The 19,071-nt window shown below is 59.8% G+C and carries 16 protein-coding genes; 11 read left to right on the top strand and 5 right to left on the bottom strand.

Annotation, left to right across the window (positions count from 1 at the left end; translation table 11 throughout):
- Positions 1-8 precede the first annotated feature (8 nt).
- Genes OMP38_RS00575 through OMP38_RS00565 form a run of 3 tightly spaced genes read left to right on the top strand, consistent with a single transcriptional unit; the run spans position 9 to position 6,128 of the window.
- Complete coding sequence (locus OMP38_RS00575) at positions 9-2,300, top strand: putative baseplate assembly protein (protein WP_277563452.1); 2,292 nt, start codon at positions 9-11, stop codon at positions 2,298-2,300.
- A gap of 32 nt (positions 2,301-2,332) precedes the next feature.
- The gene (locus OMP38_RS00570; RefSeq protein ID WP_277563451.1) at positions 2,333-4,441 is read left to right on the top strand and encodes a phage tail protein; all 2,109 of its coding nucleotides are present in this window, start codon (positions 2,333-2,335) and stop codon (positions 4,439-4,441) included.
- 49 nt (positions 4,442-4,490) lie between these two features.
- The gene (locus OMP38_RS00565) at positions 4,491-6,128 is read left to right on the top strand and encodes a hypothetical protein (protein ID WP_277563450.1); all 1,638 of its coding nucleotides are present in this window, start codon (positions 4,491-4,493) and stop codon (positions 6,126-6,128) included.
- Between the two features lie 256 nt (positions 6,129-6,384).
- On the opposite strand, the gene OMP38_RS00560 is transcribed toward OMP38_RS00565, so the two are convergent.
- Together OMP38_RS00560 and OMP38_RS00555 are read right to left on the bottom strand one after the other, a co-directional pair.
- On the bottom strand, positions 6,385-8,529 hold the full coding sequence (locus tag OMP38_RS00560; protein WP_277563449.1) for an MORN repeat-containing protein: 2,145 nt from the start codon (positions 8,527-8,529) through the stop codon (positions 6,385-6,387).
- 2 nt (positions 8,530-8,531) lie between these two features.
- The gene (locus OMP38_RS00555) at positions 8,532-8,819 is read right to left on the bottom strand and encodes a DUF4280 domain-containing protein (protein WP_338130460.1); all 288 of its coding nucleotides are present in this window, start codon (positions 8,817-8,819) and stop codon (positions 8,532-8,534) included.
- A 301-nt stretch (positions 8,820-9,120) separates the two neighbouring features.
- Between OMP38_RS00555 and OMP38_RS00550 the strand changes: the two genes are divergently transcribed.
- From OMP38_RS00550 to OMP38_RS00525, 6 genes are all read left to right on the top strand, one after another.
- Positions 9,121-9,246: a hypothetical protein gene (locus tag OMP38_RS00550; protein ID WP_277563448.1), complete on the top strand. Its 126-nt coding sequence runs from the start codon at positions 9,121-9,123 to the stop codon at positions 9,244-9,246.
- Positions 9,247-9,286: 40 nt separating this feature from the next.
- Positions 9,287-11,167, top strand: a complete 1,881-nt coding sequence (locus tag OMP38_RS00545; RefSeq protein ID WP_277563447.1) for a HAMP domain-containing protein — start codon at positions 9,287-9,289, stop codon at positions 11,165-11,167.
- Positions 11,112-11,870, top strand: coding sequence for an adenylate/guanylate cyclase domain-containing protein (locus OMP38_RS00540; protein ID WP_277563446.1), 759 nt, complete (start codon positions 11,112-11,114; stop codon positions 11,868-11,870). The genes OMP38_RS00545 and OMP38_RS00540 overlap by 56 nt, the downstream gene beginning before the upstream one ends.
- Before the next feature lie 75 nt (positions 11,871-11,945).
- Complete coding sequence (locus OMP38_RS00535) at positions 11,946-12,470, top strand: GNAT family N-acetyltransferase (RefSeq protein ID WP_277563445.1); 525 nt, start codon at positions 11,946-11,948, stop codon at positions 12,468-12,470.
- A 15-nt stretch (positions 12,471-12,485) separates the two neighbouring features.
- On the top strand, positions 12,486-13,022 hold the full coding sequence (locus OMP38_RS00530; protein ID WP_277563444.1) for a hypothetical protein: 537 nt from the start codon (positions 12,486-12,488) through the stop codon (positions 13,020-13,022).
- Complete coding sequence (locus OMP38_RS00525) at positions 13,000-15,525, top strand: HEAT repeat domain-containing protein (RefSeq protein ID WP_277563443.1); 2,526 nt, start codon at positions 13,000-13,002, stop codon at positions 15,523-15,525. Before OMP38_RS00530 ends, OMP38_RS00525 begins: the two co-directional genes overlap by 23 nt.
- 60 nt (positions 15,526-15,585) lie before the next feature.
- Here OMP38_RS00525 and OMP38_RS00520 read toward each other — a convergent pair whose 3' ends face one another.
- Positions 15,586-16,242, bottom strand: coding sequence for a thiamine diphosphokinase (locus OMP38_RS00520; RefSeq protein WP_277563442.1), 657 nt, complete (start codon positions 16,240-16,242; stop codon positions 15,586-15,588).
- A 213-nt stretch (positions 16,243-16,455) separates the two neighbouring features.
- Between OMP38_RS00520 and OMP38_RS00515 the strand changes: the two genes are divergently transcribed.
- Together OMP38_RS00515 and OMP38_RS00510 are read left to right on the top strand one after the other, a co-directional pair.
- Positions 16,456-17,106 carry a trimeric intracellular cation channel family protein gene (locus OMP38_RS00515; protein WP_217594406.1) on the top strand — a complete coding sequence of 217 codons (651 nt, stop codon included), beginning with the start codon at positions 16,456-16,458 and terminating at the stop codon, positions 17,104-17,106.
- Between the two features lie 2 nt (positions 17,107-17,108).
- Positions 17,109-17,594, top strand: a complete 486-nt coding sequence (locus OMP38_RS00510) for a low molecular weight protein-tyrosine-phosphatase (RefSeq protein WP_277563441.1) — start codon at positions 17,109-17,111, stop codon at positions 17,592-17,594.
- Positions 17,595-17,659: 65 nt separating this feature from the next.
- On the opposite strand, the gene OMP38_RS00505 is transcribed toward OMP38_RS00510, so the two are convergent.
- Positions 17,660-18,241: a hypothetical protein gene (locus tag OMP38_RS00505; protein ID WP_277563440.1), complete on the bottom strand. Its 582-nt coding sequence runs from the start codon at positions 18,239-18,241 to the stop codon at positions 17,660-17,662.
- A gap of 50 nt (positions 18,242-18,291) precedes the next feature.
- On the bottom strand, positions 18,292-18,849 hold the full coding sequence (locus tag OMP38_RS00500) for a matrixin family metalloprotease (RefSeq protein ID WP_277563439.1): 558 nt from the start codon (positions 18,847-18,849) through the stop codon (positions 18,292-18,294).
- Positions 18,850-19,071 lie beyond the last annotated feature (222 nt).

The raw sequence follows: 19,071 nt of genomic DNA, 5'->3' as shown, positions 1-19,071 counted from the left end.
AGGCGCCGATGCTGCCCAAGCTGCCGCTTGACGATCGCACATACGAGAGCATCCTGCAGGAAGCACGCCAAGGCATTCAGCGGCGCCTGCCCGAGTGGACCGACGAGAACGCGCACGACCCCGGCATGACCATGCTGGAGCTGTTCGCTTGGATCAGCGAGATGCAGCAGTTTTATTTGAGCCGGGTGCCCGATCGCAACCGTCGCAAATTCCTCGAGCTGTTAGGCGAATCTCCGCGCCAGGCGACTTCGGCGGCGGCGCTCGCTTCGTTCGACGGCATCCGGGAGACGGTGCGGCTGCCGCAAGGAACGAAGCTGCTCGCCGAGGACCAAACCTTCGAGACCGCCTCGTCCACGACGCTCAGACCGATCGCCGTCGACCGTATCGTCACGCGCACCGAACGCGAAGCCAGCGACCGCACGGCGTCCAATACGCAGGGGGATGTCGCTTTTTATGCATTCGGCGCGGATGCGAGGACCGGGAGCAGGCTCTATGTGTCGTTCGACCGGGAGCCTCCCGTCGGGGAACCGATCGAGCTGACGATTTTGCTCGCGGAAGAAGGGGCGCACGGCGGCCCGGACGCTTGGCATCCGATTCCGTACGAGGGTGTCGCGGCGTCTTGGCCTGCAGAATCGGCGGAGGCGTACGCGCCACCCGTCATCGTGCCGTCCGCGAAAGTCTCCTGGAAAGGTTATGCGCTCGACGAACAGACCGGCGCATCCGGATGGCTGCCGCTGGATACGCTCAGAGACGAGACGCTGCACTTAAGCTTCAGTGGCCGCGTCACGATCCGATTGACCGCACCGCTTCGCCCGGTCCTCGTCCACCCCGCGAACGACCGGCCGCGCTGGTGGATCTGCTGCGTGCTCGAAGAGGAAGGTTACGAGGAGCCTCCCCGCATCGACCGGATTTTGCTTCACACGGCGCTCGTCGTTCAGCGAGATACGTTGAGCGAGACGATCGATTACGACGTGCCTGAAGAAGGGGCGGTTACGCTTTCCGCGGACACTTATTTGTCGAGGTACGGATTGCTGCGCGTGCAAGTGCGGGAGCCGGACGGCAGATGGCGGGAATGGCGGGAGGTGCCGGACACCGACGTTGCCGGGCCGGAAGATCGGGTGTTTTCAGTTCGCATGCCGAGCGAAGGCGGCGCCGTCATCCTGTTCGGCGACGGAGAGCGCGGCATGCGCCCGCAAGGAGGCCTCGGGTCGGCTCGCCGCATCCATGCGGACAAGACGTTTGCGGACAAACGCTTCATCGGGCGAAGCAACGGTTTGCCGATGCAGCGGTTTACCGTTTACGATCTGGCTTGCCGCCGCAGGGAACGCTTTTTGCTTCAGGTCGGCATCCCCGGCGAGCGTGCGGGCGAATGGCTATGGGAGGATTGGGCGCCGGTCGAGAATTTCGACCGTTCAGGACCGCTCGACCGGCATTATACATTCGATCCGGATACTTGCGAGATCCGTTTCGGCAACGACGAGCGCGGCGCGATTCCGGCGGCCTGCGAGGAGCCCAATTTATGCCTGGTCGTCTGCGTGCTTGGCGGCGGAGAACGGGGCAACATCAAGCCGAACCTGTTGACCGGCTGGGTGTCGGAGGAGCAGCGGTCCTACGGCGTGACCGTGGCCAATGCAGGCTACGGCTACGGCGGCGCCGAGAGCGAGAGCGTTGGCGATTGCATCGCGCGCTTGCAGCAGCGATGGCATGAGCCTTATCGCGCCGTCACGGACGAAGACTTCGCTGCGCTCGCGAAGTCGACGCCGGGACTTCGGGTCGCCAGGGTGCACGTCATTCCCGGATATGCGCCTGGGCGCTCCGATCCGGTTCCGCATGCGGTAACGGTCGTCGCGATGCCGTACAGCCGCCAGCCGACGCCGAAGCCGAGCCGCGGATTTTTGCGGACCGTCGCCCGCCATCTGGACGAACGACGGCTGATCGGGACCGAGGTTCACGTGATCGCCCCCGAATACATTAAGGTGACCGTCCATGCCGTCATCGTCGTCGAACCGCAGTTCGCGCACGAGACGAAGCGAATCGCCGCCGTTTTGAACCAACTGCTCAGTCCTTCGGGGAGTCCCAAGTCCGCTGGCGGCTGGCCTTTCGGAAGGCCGGTTTATCGCGGCGACGTCTTCGCCGCGCTCAGCCGGATCGGCGGCGTGGCGTACGTACAGGATCTGTGGCTGGATGGCGAAGGGCGGTACGCGAGCAAAAGTCAGGGAGGCGACGTGCTGCTGCCGCCGAACGGACTCGTCTTTTCCGGCGAGCATCGAATCGAGCTGCTCAGCCGTAACCAACTGTAAAGGCCGATAGGAACCGGAGAGGAGGCGAGTAGATGGACGATGGAGCATTATATTTTTCGGTGAACAGGCCCGAGCACTGGAGCCGCCGAGGCCGGACGGAAAATCTGGACATCGGCGACGCGGTGCGGCTGCGCAGCGATGCGAGATACGGCGTGCTGGATACTGCGGCTTTCGGGGAGCTCGAGGGCGTGGGCACGGTAAGCGCTTTTGCCGTCGGCCTGTTCGGTCGTCTCATTCTGCTCGACGACGCCGGCGACCTTTGGACCTATGATAGGCACAGCCGTCATCATGAGCGGCTATTCGTTTCAAGGCACGGCCTGTTTTCCGCCTCCGCGAGGCTCGCGGCTACCGGGGACACGCTGATCGTCGCCGATCCGGACGGCGAGCGAATGCTGGCCGCGTACGACGTGAATAGCGGACAGACGCGATGGAGCCGCACGGGGGAGTGGATGGACGGCGTCTATTGCCGGCCGCTGGCTCTCTATGCCGACGCACGCGGCGTATACGTGCTCACGTTCGCCGATCCGCCTTCGGAAGAAGAGGCGGCAGCTGCGCGGTTATCCGGCAAGGCGAGGCTGCGTATTCTGAGACTCGGCTTGTCGGGCGGACTGATCGCCGCAATCGAGGACGATCGGTTTGTCCTCAAGCTGCCCGCTGACGGAGGCGAGCACGGTCAGCCCTTCTTGACCGTATCGCCGCTCGGCGACATGTACGTCTACGACAGCTTGGGCCGCGCGCTTTTCGCTTTTTCGGCCGCCGGCGAATTGTTGACCCGAATGATGCTCCCTCCGCTTTCGTTCGCGGGTTTGGCCGTCGATTCGAGCCGTCAGATTTACGTGGGCGATTCGCGCAGCATGGAGTCCGAGGGCGAGGACGACCGCTTTATTTTGCAGTTCGGGGAGTCGGGCGAACTTATCGGCAAGGTGGGCGGTTTTCGAGGGAAAGCCGACGCGATTTTAATCGACGGCAAAGACCGGATGTACATCTTGAACGGCGAACAGCAGACGCTGGCGGTGCTCGACCTGCAGCCCCAGACGCTGGCGATGCCGGGCGGAGGCGCGCTCGAAGGCTTCTGGCTCTCTTCGGCGTTCGATAGCGCGGATCGGGAGACGGTGTGGCATAAGTTTACTTTAGAAGCCGACATTCCGGACGGGACTCAGCTGCGCGTCCGTTACTTCGCGGACGACTCGGGGGTCAGGACGATCGAGGGCGGCATTTGGCGGATCGACGATTGGATCGCGAGAACCGATCTAACCGCCGCCGAAAAGCTTCGCGGACTAAGCGGATTTTGGTCGGAGCCGGTCGTCAATCCGGGCGACGCCTTATTCTTCGGGGCCAAGGGACGGTACTTGTGGATGCTGGTCGAATGGATCGGCAGCGAACGCAGTACCCCGGCGCTCAGTCGAATGCGCGTCTATTTTCCAAGGCAGACGCTGCTCTCGTACTTGCCCGCGGTCTATCAGCAGGAGTCCGGCGGACGAGGATTCCTGGAGCGTTATCTGGCGTTGTTCGGCACGCTGTTCGACGAAATGGAGGAACGCATCGACGGCATGGCCAGGCAGTTCGACCGGGAGACGGTCGGCGGCGGGCAGCTGCGATGGCTGGCTTCCTGGCTCGGGCTCGATACGAACGAGTATTGGAGCGACGACGCCATTCGGCGGCTCATTCGCGCCGCGCCCGATATGTATCGGTATCGCGGCACGCGCCGCGGCATCGAGCGGGCGATCGAGACGCTGACGGGCATGAAGCCGATCATCGTAGAACCGGCGCAATACAAGGCGCTTCGCGAACGCGGAGATTGGCGCGCGGTCGTCGACCGGCTGTACGGCAACGATCCATTCACCTTCTCTGTGCTGCTGCATCCGGACCAGGCGCGCAGCGACATGGAGAAGGTGCTGCTCCGACAGCTGGTGGAAGACATCAAGCCTGCGCATACGGAGGCGAAGCTCGAGTGGCTGCAGCCGTGGATGTATTTGGACCTGCACACGTATCTAGGCGTCAACACGGTGTTGGCCGAGCCTTCGATATTCACGCTTGGCGACGATCGCTCGATGCCTAACGACACGTTGATCGTGGACGCGAACATGAATCGCCGGCTCGACGCGCACATGCGCCTTGGGATGGATTCGGAGATGGAATGACGACAGCGGAGCCGCCGCGCGGTCCGATGATGAGGAGGGGACTTGACGGATGAGAAAAGCGAGAATGTACCCGTTCGAGCGCAATCGGTATTTTTACGGCAAGCTGCTGACGGTGCGGGACTTCGAGTCGGAGCAAAAGTATTTGAACGATAAACGCAGACTGCTCAACCGGCTGCTGTTCGGAAGCGGCGTCGTCGCAGGCATGCAAGTCGTCGCCGTCGACGATAAGACCGTAACGGTGGAAATGGGGCTGGCCATCGACTATTCGGGCCGGGAGGTCGTCATTCCTTCGCCGGTGACGCTGAAGCTGTCCATGATCGAAGGCTTTACGAACAACGAATACAAGAAAAACGTCTATTTGTACGTCGCTTACGACGAAAAGGGGCGCGAGCCCGTTCATTCCGTCGGCAACTCGTCGATCCGGGGCGAAGAGGTCAGCGAGTACAACCGCGTGTTGGAGTCCTACCGGCTGTTCGTCAAGGAGGAGGCGCCGGCCCCGGCCAGCTTTGAACATGTACGCCTGTTGGAAGATGTCGCCGTGCTGTATCAGGACGCGCATGTCCGAATCTCCCAGCGCATTCCCAAATACGTCAATCCCGGCGACGTCGTCGACGTGACGCTGGTCGTCGAAAAAACGCTGCAGACGGCCAGAGTGGCGCTCAGCTTCGACTATGAATCCGACGGCTTCGATCCGGTCGGCGGGGACGGCAGACATGTCGAGTTCATGGAGCCGGGCGACGGTCAGGATACGGAGTACCGGCTGACGTATAGCGTCAAGGCGAAGGACCGGCCGGACACCGTCGCCAAGCTGGCTTTGCCTCCGCAGTCGGTGACGTTGACGATCGGCGACCAGCGCCTACCCATTGATCATGCCGCCGTCCATCACGTGAACGTTATTTCTCAGCCGGTCATGGAGCGTATCCTGAAAACCTGGTACGAACGCTCGCTGGATCAAGCGGCCGAAGGCTCGGCCGATCAGGACCTGTGCCTCGCGAAAATCGGTTTGCTTCAGCTCGGATCTACCTACATGATCGAGCAGGTCGAGCGGGTGCCGTTCGGCGAATACGTACCGAACGCTTCCTTGCTGCAGCGGCTGTCCCATACGGATCGGGCAGGCTCGCTTCACCGCTTTTTTGCCGAGTCGCAGGCTTACGATCTCGAATACGGCGCGAAGCCGAAGCTGGACGTCCATTATCATCCGGAACGGAATACGTTCGACTTCAAGCTTGGCATTCCGCGTCCGCAAGCGATTCAAGACGAGATCGCTACGGGGACGATCGAAGTACCGCTCGAGCTGAACGCCAAGACGGGATTGAAGTTTTTCTCGCGCGGCAGGCGCAATTACGTGACGGACGAGATCAAGCACGGACTCGGCTCCGGGCAGGTGACGATCCTCGTGGGTCTGGCGCCTCAGGAAACGCTGAAGGCTTCGATTTATTACGGCGTACAGGACGTGTTCAAAGGCACGGAATACGAATCCGACGTGCCCAACGTCGACTTCGGCACCATCGTCTACCCCGAGCATGGCAGCTTCCGCATCGGCATGCGCCTCAACGGCTCGGCCGAGGCGGACAAATTGAACATTCGCTGGTGGGCGTTCAAAAAGCTGCAAGAAGGCGCGGAGGGAACAGGGGAGTCGTCTGCGGAGACGGCCCTCTATCGCGAGGCTGCGCCGGGCAAGGAATAAAACGATTCTGTAGCGCCGGCTGTATCCCAGAGCGCAGGGGTATCGGCATCTTGCGCAAAAATAACGGATCCACAGTCCGTATAATGCATAGAGCTAACGGTTGTAGGGGAGAAGCTTAAAGCGTGACGCAAACGGGAGGTAGCAGATTATAATTCTGCTTCCTCCCGTGTTTTTGTTTGCATAAAAGTATCCCCTTGTGTCAGGAACAACGATCGTACCGGACGCAAGGGGATATCATAAGAGGATTCAGTTGCAGTTAAACCTGGAAAGGACCTATGGTTAATCGCACGGGCTTGTCGTTGTTGTAGTTGAAGCTGTAAAGGTAACCGTTCCATTCGTAGGACATCGTATAGAGATTTACGTTGCTCTCGGTCTTAACGCCTTTGATCGCCGCCTTCTGCAGACGGTCGAGAAGCGACGTCATGACGTATTTGTTCCAGGTCCGGACAAGCGTGACGGCATACGCTTCCGGATTGTCGGGGTCGGACTCCAGCTTGAAGCTGAATTGGACGCCGCTGTATACGAGTTCGATTGGCGCCGCCAGCACGGAATCGGCTCCCGGGACTTCGTTCAAGCCGTCGATCGAAGGGAGGACAACCTTCGTAGCGGCCTTATCGCCCGAACTTCCGTTGGCTGCGGTGCCGCTGCCTGCAGTCGAACTGTTGGCGGCAGTTCCCGTGACCGATTTGGAAAGCGCGACGACTTTATTCGCCGTTGAGCCGGATTTGGTTCCGGCGTCTGATTCCGTACCGGAGCCCGCACTCGCAGCCGCGCCGCTATCTTTGCCGGCCCCGGTATCCGCGCCTGTTCCGGCCCCGGCGTTCGCGCCGGCGGCAGCGCCGCTCTCGCCATTGCCTGCGCCGGAAGCGGCACCGCCGCTCGCACCGGCCGCCGCGCTGCCGTCGCCGCTTCCCGTGCCTGCACCTGAAGCGGCCCCGTTGCTGCCGGTCCCGTTGCCGGATGTCGCTCCTCCGCTAGCGCTTCCGTTCGCGCCAGCAGCCGTACCGCCGCTTGCGCCGCCATTCGCGCCTGCCGCCCCGTCGTCGCCGCCCCCAACGCCTGCACCGGCCGCCGCGCCGCCGTTCGCGCCTCCAGCCGCTTCACCGCCGGTTCCCGAGCCTGCGCCGGACGCGGCTCCGCCCGTCGCATCAGGCGCCGCGGCCCCGTCACCAGCTCCTGCATCGGGCACTGCGTCCGTCTCCGCATCCGTCCCCGCCGTCGGCGCATCCGGCGTCCCAAGCTTTTCCTGCAGCGTCGCCGCAGCCATCGAGAGGAAGCCGGCCGGGTCCGCTTGCCCGGCGCTGAACAATCCTTTGTAGACGACCGTGCCGTTTGCGTCGAGCAGCGCGCCGAAGCCCTGATATTGGTCGGCGCGAAATGTGCCCTTGTAGAGCGGCGTGCCGTCCGCATTGAACGCTTCGCCTTCGCCGTCGCGTTGGCCGGCTACGAAGGAGCCGGTATATAATGCGACGCCTTGCTCGTTTAGCAGCGAGCCCGTTCCCTGATAGCGTCCGCGTTCGAAAGTTCCTTTGTATACCGGCGCGCCCGAGGCACCGTATTCGGTTCCTTCGCCGGACAGCAGCCCGTTCGCGAACACCCCTTCATATAGCAGCGCGCCGCCTTTATATTGCTTGCCGGCGCCCGCGTAGAGGCCGCCCGCGAAGGCGCCTTCGTAAACGAGCTTGCCGTCGTCGCCGTACAGCTTGCCCGCGCCTTCATACAGTCCTTTGACGAAAGCGCCGGCATAAAGCTGCTTGTCCTTGGCGGCGTAGAGCGTGCCGTCGCCTTCGTACTTGCCGGCCGCGAAGCCGCCTTCGTACAATACGCTGCCGTCCGGCGCGTAGAGCGTACCCGTGCCGTCGTACGCGTCGGCGGCGAACCCGCCGCGGTACAATAGCGTCCCGTCCGCCGCATAAGCTTCGCCGGAGCCGGCTCGCACGCCTTTGTCGAAGTCGCCGAAGTAAATCAGCTTGCCGCCGTCGCCGTACAGCTTGCCGACGCCGCTGAACTGACCGCTGGCGAGCGGTCCGGCATAGACGAGGTTGCCTGCGCCGTCCACGATTTTGGCGTTGCCGGTGTAACCCTTCTCGAGCGCGGCGGACGCTTCCATCGAGGGCGTGCGCGAAAACCACCGGTCGACGAATGCGGGCGGATTGATGAACCCGAAGTAGGCGATCGCGAGGCCGATGAGCACGATCAGCACGACGAGCTTTTTCGCAATATAATAACTGCCGATCTTCCAATAGTTGTCGAGCGACCGCAGTCCGCTTCCGAGCACGGTTCGCGCCCATTGGATGAGCCATCTGAGCAGGATTTTCGGCAGTTTCGCGGACTGCTTGAGCGGCCGCATGATTTTCCGTTGGATCGGCTTGATAAAAGGCTTAAGTATCGTCTCGATCATAATTAGGGCACCTGTATCGTGAATTGGCCTGGCGAACTAATCTGGATGACGCCGCCGAAGTTGCACATGCACTTGGAGGCGTTATTTAAGGCGGGCATGCTGCCGATCATCACGGTCGGCGATCCCGGCGCCCAGGGCGCTGCCGTAACCGGCGTGCAAGGCATCGGCGTCAGTACGCCGAACGCCGCGGCGGTCGCTGAAGCGACAGCGGGATTGGCCATCGAATTGCACACGCCGAACGGCATGATATTCACGAACGGCTTGTTGTCCATAATGTTGGCGATCGGCATGGCGGTCATCGTCCGGTTGGCCGGCAGCACATTTAATACGGAGGGGGGCAGCGCCGAACGAGCATTGCATCGTCGCTCCGCCGCACACGAGTTGTCCCACGCCCGGTTCACGCTCTCTTTTCGAAAATGGTGGAAGCTGTCAAAGCTATATTCATAGTAACTCAATTCTCGAAATCTGTCATTTTGAGTTGTAAAGGGATGAATTAAGGAAGAACTTGTAGTACGATAAAAATAGAAAGAAACATTCGTGAGCTTCTATTGAATGAGAACAGTCGCACACAAAGGCGGGCGCCGATCTTCGATGAAAAAACTTGCTGTACTGCTGTTGTTGGCTTCGCTAGCGATGTCCGGCTGGTCGGGCTTCGTGCTCGCAGAGCGCGGGGGACCGGAGCGAGGCACCGTGGAAAAAGTCGGAGAGCCTGCTTAATTTATCGCAAGCCTCTGCCGGCGGGGACGGCTCGCTTGCCGTGGTGAGCGATTCCAAGCAAAAGATCAAACGGCTGGGCGCGGACGGGACGCTCCTCGGTCAGATGTCCTATGCGGCCGCCGAACGCGGGGCGCGCGTCGACTTCAACGAAGCGGTCGCGGACGCCGACGGCCGCATTTATGCGCTGGCGACGGTGCTCGATTCGTACGGCCTCTACGTACAAAGCGAGCGCATCGTCCGTTACGACCGCAGCGGCAACGGCGGCGAGGTGCTCTACGAGCGAAAAGGGGACGGCACGAGCAAGCGGATCGGACAGATCAAAGGCTTGCAGCTATCGGGCGGCTCCCTGTATTTTTACGAGGCGGAAGCCGACCGGCTGCAGTTGAAGCGGATCGTCTTGCCGGAGGGCGCGCCGGAGAACGTGTTCGCGTTCACGCTGCCGAAGGATCGCTATTTGTCCGAGATTACGGGCACGGAGCCCGGACAAATCTACTATACGACGCGCCGGGGCAGCATTTATCAGGTATCCCCCGAAGGCGTCAGCGCCAAGCTGTATCCAACCGCGTCAAACACAAAAGCCTCGAAAAATTTCCCCGAGCTGCCGACGCTGCGGACGGACGGCTCCCTGATGTTCGTCGACCGTCTCGTGAACGCGGTGACGACGCTGGACCCGCGCGCCCCCGAACGGACCAAGACGGTGCTGGACGATGCCGCGCTGCAGCGCATCGCTCCGGGGCTGGACAGCTACGAGATGATGGACGTCAAACAGACGCCGACCGGCTTCGCGGTCGTGCTGAACGATCGGATATTGCTGCTGTCCGCCGACTTCTCGCCGGCTGGCCAAGTCTCGAAGGCCGTCTTCGACCGCAAGACGCTATGGAACCAACGCCTGCTGTGGGGCGTCTTTTGGCTCGGATTGCTGCTGCTCGTGTTTTCCGTCCGGTTTTTCCATATTCACGTGCTCGAACGGCGCACGTCTTTATTTCTCAAGCAGGTGCTTGCCACCGTGCCCGCCATCTTGATCGCGATGATTCTGCTCTCGAACTTCATATATAACAGCTTTTCCGCAAGGATGGAAACGCAGATGCAACGCGAGCTCGCGCTCCTCGCGCGCAACGGCCAGAATTTGATCGACGGCGACCGGCTCGCGCGGCTGCAGTCGCCCTCCAATTACCGCAATGAAGATTACATGGCCATTCGCGCCAAAATGAACTTCCTGTTCGAAGGCGAGGACAGCGAGCAGCGGCAAGGCTTGTACAGCACGCTGTACAAATATGAAGACGGCCAGATTTATATCGTCATGGACGACGATGACGGCGTCAATATGTTCAAGCCGTTCGAAAAGAGCGAGGAAAACGAAGCCGTGCTGAATCAAGGCGTCGTCCGAACCGGCCAATGGGAGGACGCGGAGGGCAAGTGGCTGTACGCCATCGGCCCGGTCTACGACAGCGTCGGAACAATCGTCGGCGTTTACGAGACAGGGCGCGACCTTAGCGTGCTTCACCGCGAAAACCGGAAGATTTATTACAATATTATCGAAAATATATTGATGATAACGGCAGGCCTCGTGGTGCTCGTCGTGATCGTCACGTTCGTTTTGCTGTCGCCGATCCGCAAGCTGAGACGCAGCGTCATGGCGATGGCGAACGGCGACTGGGACGTCGAGGTTAAGCTGCGCAACCGCGACGAGGTCGGAGATCTCGGCGTGCAGTTCAACCGGATGGCCCGTTACATAAAGCAGCATATTGCCGACATTACGTCGTTCAGCGAGGCGTCGTACCGGTTCGTGCCGCAGCAATTTTTCCACTCGCTCGGCAAAAAAGGGCATTCTCGACATTCGGCTCGGCGACCAGGTTCAAAAAAACATGGCGGTCATGGTCGCCAATCTGCGCGAGTTCAGGCAACTATCGAAAACGCTTAGTCCGAAAGAAAACTTCGATTTCATGAACTCGTTTCTTCGGCGCTTCGGACCGATCGTAAGGCAGGAGGACGGGCTCATCAGCAAATATTTGGGCGCGGGCTTTATGGCGCTGTTCCCTGGCTATGCGGAAGAGGCGATCCAGGCGGCGGTGGCGATCCGCCGCGAGCTGTCGGCTTACAATCAGCACCGGCGCAACTCCGGCTACGCGACGGTCGACATCGGCATCGCGATTCACAAGGGGCCGCTCATGCTCGGCATCATCGGCGAGGAGCGCCGCTGGGAGGGCAATGTCATCTCCGACGACGTCCAGCGCACGACGATACTCGAGCAGATCTCGGAGATCGTGGGCTGCTGCATCGTCGTTACGCGCGACTATTACGAGCAACTGCGGTCGCCGGAACGGTTCATGCATCGCTCGCTCGGCCGGATCAGGCTCGAGAGCAGCGACGAGGCGATGGAGCTGATCGACGTGTTCGAAGGCGACCCCGAGCAGCAGCGGGCGGCCAAAGAGCGTACGAAGGCGCTGTTCGAACGCGGTTTGGCTCTGTGCCAGGCGGGACGTTTCTACGACGCGCGCGAGACGTTCGTCGAAGTGATCAAGCAAAACCGGATGGATAGAGCCGCCAAGCTCTACTTCTACTTGTGCGACGAATATTATCAGAAGGGCGCGGGCGCCGGCTGGAACGGCACGCTAGCGGTCTGACGCGACGTTGGCGCTTGACGCCTGGCAGATCGTCAGGCCAAGCTCCGACGGAGCCGAGAAGCGGAGGTTTCAATATTGGCTATAGTTGAGTTGACCGTGCGCCGTATCGATTCGCGCGAAGCAGCGGACGCGGTCGTCGCCTTCCTGATCTCGCCGCAGGCGTTCGATGACGAGCGCCCGACGCCCGGCGAAGAGGAGCATTTCCGGACGCTGCCTTATTTGGCGCTGGAGGGCAAGACGATCTATTGGTACATGACGGACAACGCCGGCGAAGTCGTCGCCGTCACGGGCGTCGCGCCGAACGAGCAGCGCACGGGCGGTTATACCTGGGATTATCTCGTCGTGCGCAGAGATTACCGTCGCGGCGGCGCGGCCTTGCGCCTCGCGGGAGCCATGCTTGAATATTTGCGCGAGCAAGGGGCCCGGTACTTGGTGACTTACACTTGCGATTTGCCGGTTTACGCGGGCGTGAGGCGCTTGTTCGAACGTTTGGGCTTCTCGATGAACGGGCGCCTGCCGGATTATTACTTTGACGGCGAGGACCGGCTGATCTATTATCTGGATCTTCGCAAGCCCGGCCGCCCGGAGATGCAACAGTAGAAAGAAGTGACATTCATGAATATGGCGCAAGCCCTCGGCAGATTGGGCGTTCGTGCGGAGGACCGGCGCAAGCTGCGGTTGATGACCCCCGTTTTTCTAATATGCGGCATCGCCGAAGCGCTTACTTACAACGGCTTCATTACCTTGTTCAGCCAACGGTTCGGCAGCGAATATTTGCCTTACTTGTACACGGGAGAAGCCTTCCTTTTGCCGCTTGAGGCGTGGTTCATGAGCTGGCTGGCCATGAAGCTGTCCAAGCCGGCGCTGATGAAAACGATGTACGCCGTCATGACGGCGATTTTGCTTGCGGATGCGGGGGTCCTGGCAGCGCTGAAGCTGGCGGATCTGGACGCGCGCTGGTTTTACCCGGTTTTGTTTCTCACCTCGAGCTTCGTCGTGCGCCAGCAGACGGTGCTGCTGTGGAGCCTGGCGGTCGATGTATGCCCGACGCAGCAGGCGAAGCGGCTCATGCCGCTGTTTGTCTCCGGCGCGACGCTTGGCGGCGCGGTCGGGGGGGCTTGGCACGCAGATGCTCAGCCCGCTCGGCGCTGAATGGGTATACGGCATGGGTCCCTTGCTGCTGATAGCGGCTTCGTTCAACTACCGCAAGGCGATCGCCCAATATTTAGTGCCGCTAGCACTGAAGGCACAGGCCGCTGAGGACGATGAGGGCGCGTCTTCGTTCGATTACATGAAACGCACGTTCCGGTCCCCGTTCTTGCTTGGCGTCATGGGGCTTATGACGTTGATGCCCGCGCTATACTATTTGGCGGAGTTTCTGTTTCTGAATACGGCGCATGCGTCTTATCCGGACGAGCAGCAGTTCGCGCGCATGTTCGGCATCGTGTCGACGCTGCTTTTTTTGCTTGCGTTCGCCGTGCAGCTCGTCTCGGGCAAGCTCGTCGCCTGGTTCGGCGCGAGCGGGATGCTCGTGGCGATCGCGGCGGCTTACGCGGCGGCGTTCGGCTTGTCGGCCGTGCTGCTCGGGAGCGAGACGGCGGCCGTGACTGCCGCTGCCGGCGCTTATATGCTTACGAACGTATTAATTTTTTATTCGGCGGAGCCGTCCTACCAGCTGTATTACAAGACGCTGCCGATCCGGCATCGGGACGGCTACCGGTATGCGGCGCAGGGCTTGGCCTCCTTTTTCGGCATTTTGCTCGGTGCGGGGCTGCAATCGCTGCATAAAGCGGCGGGCCTTGGTTTTCCGATTTTGGCGGCGGTCGGGGCCGGCGCCGCAGTGGTGCTGACGGCGCTCGCCTGGACGGTGCGGCGACTGTATATGCGAGAGCTGGTGAGAGGCGTCCAGACGCTGGGGCTGGACGACGGGGAGCTGATGGACTCGTACCGCGAGTTTTTCAGCAATACGAAGGCGATGGGCGCCGTGCTGACGCTGCTTAGGGACGAACAGGAAGGCGTGCGGCAGATCGCCGCGGATATCGTCGGGCGCACGCAGGACGAACGATATGTGCCGGAGCTGCTCGCGCTGCTGGGCGACGATAGCCCCGGGGTGCGGACGGCAGCGCTGAGGGCGATGAAGCTGAAAGGCGCGGACCTTCAAGCGCTCGTGCGGATCGGCGCCGTGCTGGAGGACGAGGATCCGGTCGTGCGGGCGGAGGGCGTCAGGCAAATGGCGCAAATGAAGCATTTGTCTTCGCAGGCTTTTTTCTTTTTGCGGATGAAGCTGCTGGATCCGCATCCCGCGGTCGTCGCAGAGGCAGTCAAGGCGATGTATGCGCTGGAAAGCGAATCGAGCTACGAAGCTTGCTTCGAGGCGATCGAGCGGCTGCTCGGACAGGGCGGCGAACCCGCCGCCCATGTGTGCGGCGTCGTGGCGGAGCTTCGGCTGGATCGATTCGGAGAATCGGTCGAGCGGCTGCTGCAGGACGCGCATCCATCCGTTCGGCTCGCGGCGACGTCTTGCCTCGGCAAGCTCGGCGCGGCGCACGTCGTCCCGCAGCTGCTGGAGCGCCTGCCGGCGGGGGACCAAGAGCTGATGCGCGTCACGGAGCAAGCGTTGATCGATATGGGCGACCCGTCGATTAAGCCGCTGCTCGCGGCATTGCCTGGCGCGCATGCTCAGATTTGGCGCGTCGCGATCGCCGCGCTTGCCGTGCTGATGCCCGAGGATGACATTCGAGGAAGGCTGACGGACGAGGCGCTGCGCCGGATGGGCGAGCTGGACAAGGTGGCGGGGTATGCGTCCGCATTTCGCGCGGTCGGCAGGGAAGAGTTGGCCGGACTGGCGGCCCTTCGCTTCAACGGACAACGCCAGCGGGTTCTCGAAGGCGTCTGGTCTTTGCTCGTGCGGCTGACCGACGAGCAGGTCGTCGCTTCGATCAGGCGCGCGTTGGCCGATGCCGACGACGAGACGAGAAGCAGCGGGCTGGAGGTGCTCGCCGAAGGCGCCGGAGACCGGCGGCTGGCGCAACGGCTCTCCGTCGTCCTTCAAACGGACTATGACGACCGGAGACGGCTGTCCACGACGATGGAAGAGGCGCGTACAGCGCTCGAGCATGCTTCGCGATCGACTGACGATTGGTGGCCGGAGATGGCGGCGGAAGCGGGAAGGGAGCGTGGCGGTCTAGTGGAAGCGCAAGGAGCGCTCGGCAGGCTCGGTAAAGTCATTTATTTGAAAAATGTGCCTTATTTCGCGGATTTGACGCTGGAGGAGCTCGGCCTGATCGCCGGCATCGCATCGGAGCGCGTCTTCGAGGACGGCGAAGCGCTGCTGCTCCGGGGTTCGACCAGCGACGCGCTCTATGTCATCGTGGACGGCAACGTAGAATTGACGAGCGTCACTGCGGCAGGACTCGAAGCGACGCTTGGCGTGCTGGGGGCGGGCGATGTGTGCGGCGCCACGTCGGCGCTGGACGAATCGGCGTCGACGGTATCGGCTCACGCGCTGCTTGGCGACGTGCGTGCGCTCGGCTTGCAGCGCGAGGCGCTAATCCGGCTTGTCCGGCTTTACCCGGACATCGGTCTTGGTCTTCTAAGGGCGTCGCTGGCCCGCGTGCGGCTGCTTGAAGAAATGCTGATGCGGATCGACTCTTAATCTAGCCGATCCGCGAACACCGCATGAGGCATTGCGCCCGGCAGGTCCGATTGCATAGATTCAGTCTCTGCTGCGAATGACGAGCAGCGAGCCGCTGCGCAGCGAGATGAAACCTTCTTCGGCGGACAGCAAGTTGCTGACGCCCAATGACATGCCTTGGCGCAGCGTGGCGTCCTGCAGCGGATAGGCAAAGCCGGTCAACGTGACACCTGTCACCTCAGAGGTCAGCGGGAGCAGGGACACATAAGTGTAGCGTTGATCCGCCTGGAGACGGCTGCCTGCGGTCAGCAGGCGAATCTCGTTGTGCGCGTCCACGAGCAAAGCCGCGGCGCCGGCTTCGTTCGCGACGGCGAGCAGTTGAACATTGGCCAGGCTGTGGTCGAACCGGGTGCCGAGACCGCCCGCGATGACAATGTCACGGTAGCCTCGCGCCAGCGCTTCCCGAAGCGCGAGCTCGGTATCGGACCAATCTTTGTCCACCGCGTCGTACTCGGCCGTTTCCTTCGCTTCGGCGCGAATCCGTTCTAGCGCAGCCGCATCCACCGAATCGAAGTCGCCAAGCGCCAGGTGAGGCGCGATTCCGTTCTGGATGAGATAATAGGCGCCTTTGTCCGCGCCGATGAGATAGTCGCCCGGCTGAGCGAGCGCGAGGCTCCAGGGTCCTAAGCTGCCTCCCGTATAAATGACGGCGCGCCGGGTCGAAGATTGCTGTGGCAAGGGCGATTTCCTCCTGCTGGTCATTTGCGGCTCGAGCCGCGTCTTCATTCAGTATAATGGCAGAAGCGACGAGATGCGATGGATGGTCCCTTTGTTTTTGGTTCAAATTCGCCGTTGCAGCCCGCACGCGGTTGCCGATACAATAAATGAGGCGGGCTTCGCAGCACGGCGCCGCCTCGACAAGAGAAACGGCCGGGGGTTATCGTTTTGACTTTGGACGTATTTGAATGGTTCAGCATCATAGGCACCATCGCCTTCGCCGTGAGCGGCGCGATCGTCGCGATGGAGGAGCATTACGACATGCTGGGGGTGTTCGTGCTCGGACTCGTGACCGCGTTCGGCGGCGGGGTCGTTCGCAATCTGCTCATCGGCGTGCCCGTCACGACGCTCTGGAGCCAAGGTCTGCTCTTGAAGACGGCGGTATTTTCGATCGTGATCGTGTTCGTGCTCCCGACCGCATGGATTTATCATTGGAAAAGAAGCGAGGCGTTTTTCGACGCCATCGGATTGGCTGCGTTCGCGATTCAAGGCGCGCTGTACGCCGTGGAGGCGGGACTGCCCGTCAGCGCCGTCATGGTAGCCGCGATGATGACCGGCATCGGCGGGGGCATGATCCGCGATATTATGGCCGGACGCAAGCCGGTCGTCCTTCGCGACGAGATCTATGCCGTATGGGCGCTGCTCGCCGGACTGGCCGTCGGGATCGGGCCGATCCGGGCCGCCTGGGCTTTGCTTGCGCTTTTCGCCGCGACGGTGACGATGCGCATGCTGTCGGTACACTATAAGTGGCGGCTACCGCGCAGAAAGCTGCATGCTTACGGCAGCTTTGACGGAGCGTCTGCAGAAGAAGGGAAGGGAATTTAAGCATGTTTCGCGTATTGTTCGTTTGTCTGGGCAACATTTGCCGCTCGCCGATGGCCGAGGCTGTGTTCCGGGATCGGGTAGAGAAGGCAGGGCTCGCGGAATCGATCGAGATCGACTCGTGCGGCACCGGCGATTGGCACTTGGGCAAGCCGCCGCACGAGGGCACGCGCCGAATTCTGGAAGGCCAAGGCATTTCCTACGAGGGCATGCTGGCGCGCGGCATTCGGGCGGAAGACGGGGAGCGCTTCGATCTGCTCGTCGCGATGGACGAGAGCAATGTGAAGGCGATCCGCGAAGCGCTTGGGAACGAGTCGAAGGCGGAGGTCGTACGCTTCCTGTCGTTCGTACCCGACGCGCGTCTGGCGGACGTGCCGGACCCTTACTATACCGGCAATTTCGAAGAGACGTACGAATTGATCAGCGAAGCGAGCGACAGACTGCTTACACATTTGTTGGAGACCGGCAAAGTGAGCGCGGCCGCAAAATAAGAAGGTGACTGTACCTTAAAAAAAGAATGAAGAAAGCCGAGGCGCATCGTCTCGGCTTTCTTCATTCACTTGAATTTACTGTAAAACTCCTCTTCACTCATCGCGGTTTCTTGAAAAGCATTTTTGTACTTTTCGATGTTGCTCACGGCAATAATGCGTCCTTCTTTTAACTGGTAGATAAAGGGTTCGATAATTCCAAAGTAATTCGGACCGCCTGCGCCGCTTTGCGCAATCGTAAAAATGTATTCCTCACCTGCAACCAAAGTTGCTCGCAAGGGGGCTTTCTCATTTCTGTAATTTCCTCCGCCTATTGCGATCTTAATCTCATCGCCAGCCACTAAATCTCCCTTTAACACTTTAGATACGAGGACACGATAGTCTGTTCCCGGGACAACAACCTCTTGATTTTCTTTAGTCGGGTCAAATACGTCTCGTCTTAGATTTCGCGGTTCTCCTTTGCCGTCTATTACTTTTCCGGTAATAACGAGAGGCGCATTTAAGATTGCGACTTCAATATTGGTTGCTATAGCCTCATCCTGATCTGTATGCGTTCGGTTATTCATGTAAGAAAGACCATAGAACAATACTGTAGCGAGGAAGATCGCAACCAATGCAGTAAGAACCAAGCTGCGGTAACGATAGGTCATTTATTCTGTATCTCCTTTTTTTTTGGATGGGTATGGTATTTCATATGTTTTTATGGGTAAACAGAGTTTAACCCACTTACTTCGTCGGTTTGAGGATACTGATAATAGAGTATTCCAGACTGCATGACGGCTGGCGTTACTGATGAATGTCCAAGAGCTTGGAAATGTCCCAATTCATGGAGTGCTACCTTAATTTGAAGCTCATCTTTTCTATTAGGGGTATTATAGAAATACAAATTATTCAATCCCGAATCTGAACTATTGATTGTTGATCCGAAAATTAGAGTGCATGTGTAAGATGTGGTCCCCATTGTGTTGGAGTCTTCACTATATATTCCAAAGGTATTTGGTGTTGTTCCACCATAATCCAACGACATGTTCGCATTCGTTCCCTCAGCATTAAACCGCACGACTGCAGTTGCAAATATAGTTTTATAGTCGGTTGGTGTGGTGCTGATAAACTTGTATTTTATTGTGCCTGGCGATGCCCATTTGCAACTGTGAATGTCATAATTGTTGTACGCTAAAGCATACGAAGCAAATGTAAAGAAAAGCACAAACATAAAAACTGCTACGTGAACAACTTTGAAATTTTTGGCTTTAAACAACGTCAATATCCTCCTTCATGAAAATGAATGTTTTTAATTCGCATTAAGCGTTGATCGTAATGCAATGACACCTCCACATGTTTGAAATGATTCCTTAAAAATAATAAAAAAGGTAAATTGTTACGAAGAGAATTTATCACAAGAAAAAAATCGAGTTAATACATAAATGGAAAAAAATCAAAATAAATTAAAGTGGAGGATAAAGCCCATTTCACCACAAAT

Source organism: Cohnella ginsengisoli (assembly GCF_029525555.1).
Lineage (GTDB): Bacteria > Bacillota > Bacilli > Paenibacillales > Paenibacillaceae > Cohnella > Cohnella ginsengisoli.
Note: the sequence above shows the minus strand (reverse complement) of the source record. Positions and strands in the feature narration are given on the sequence as shown.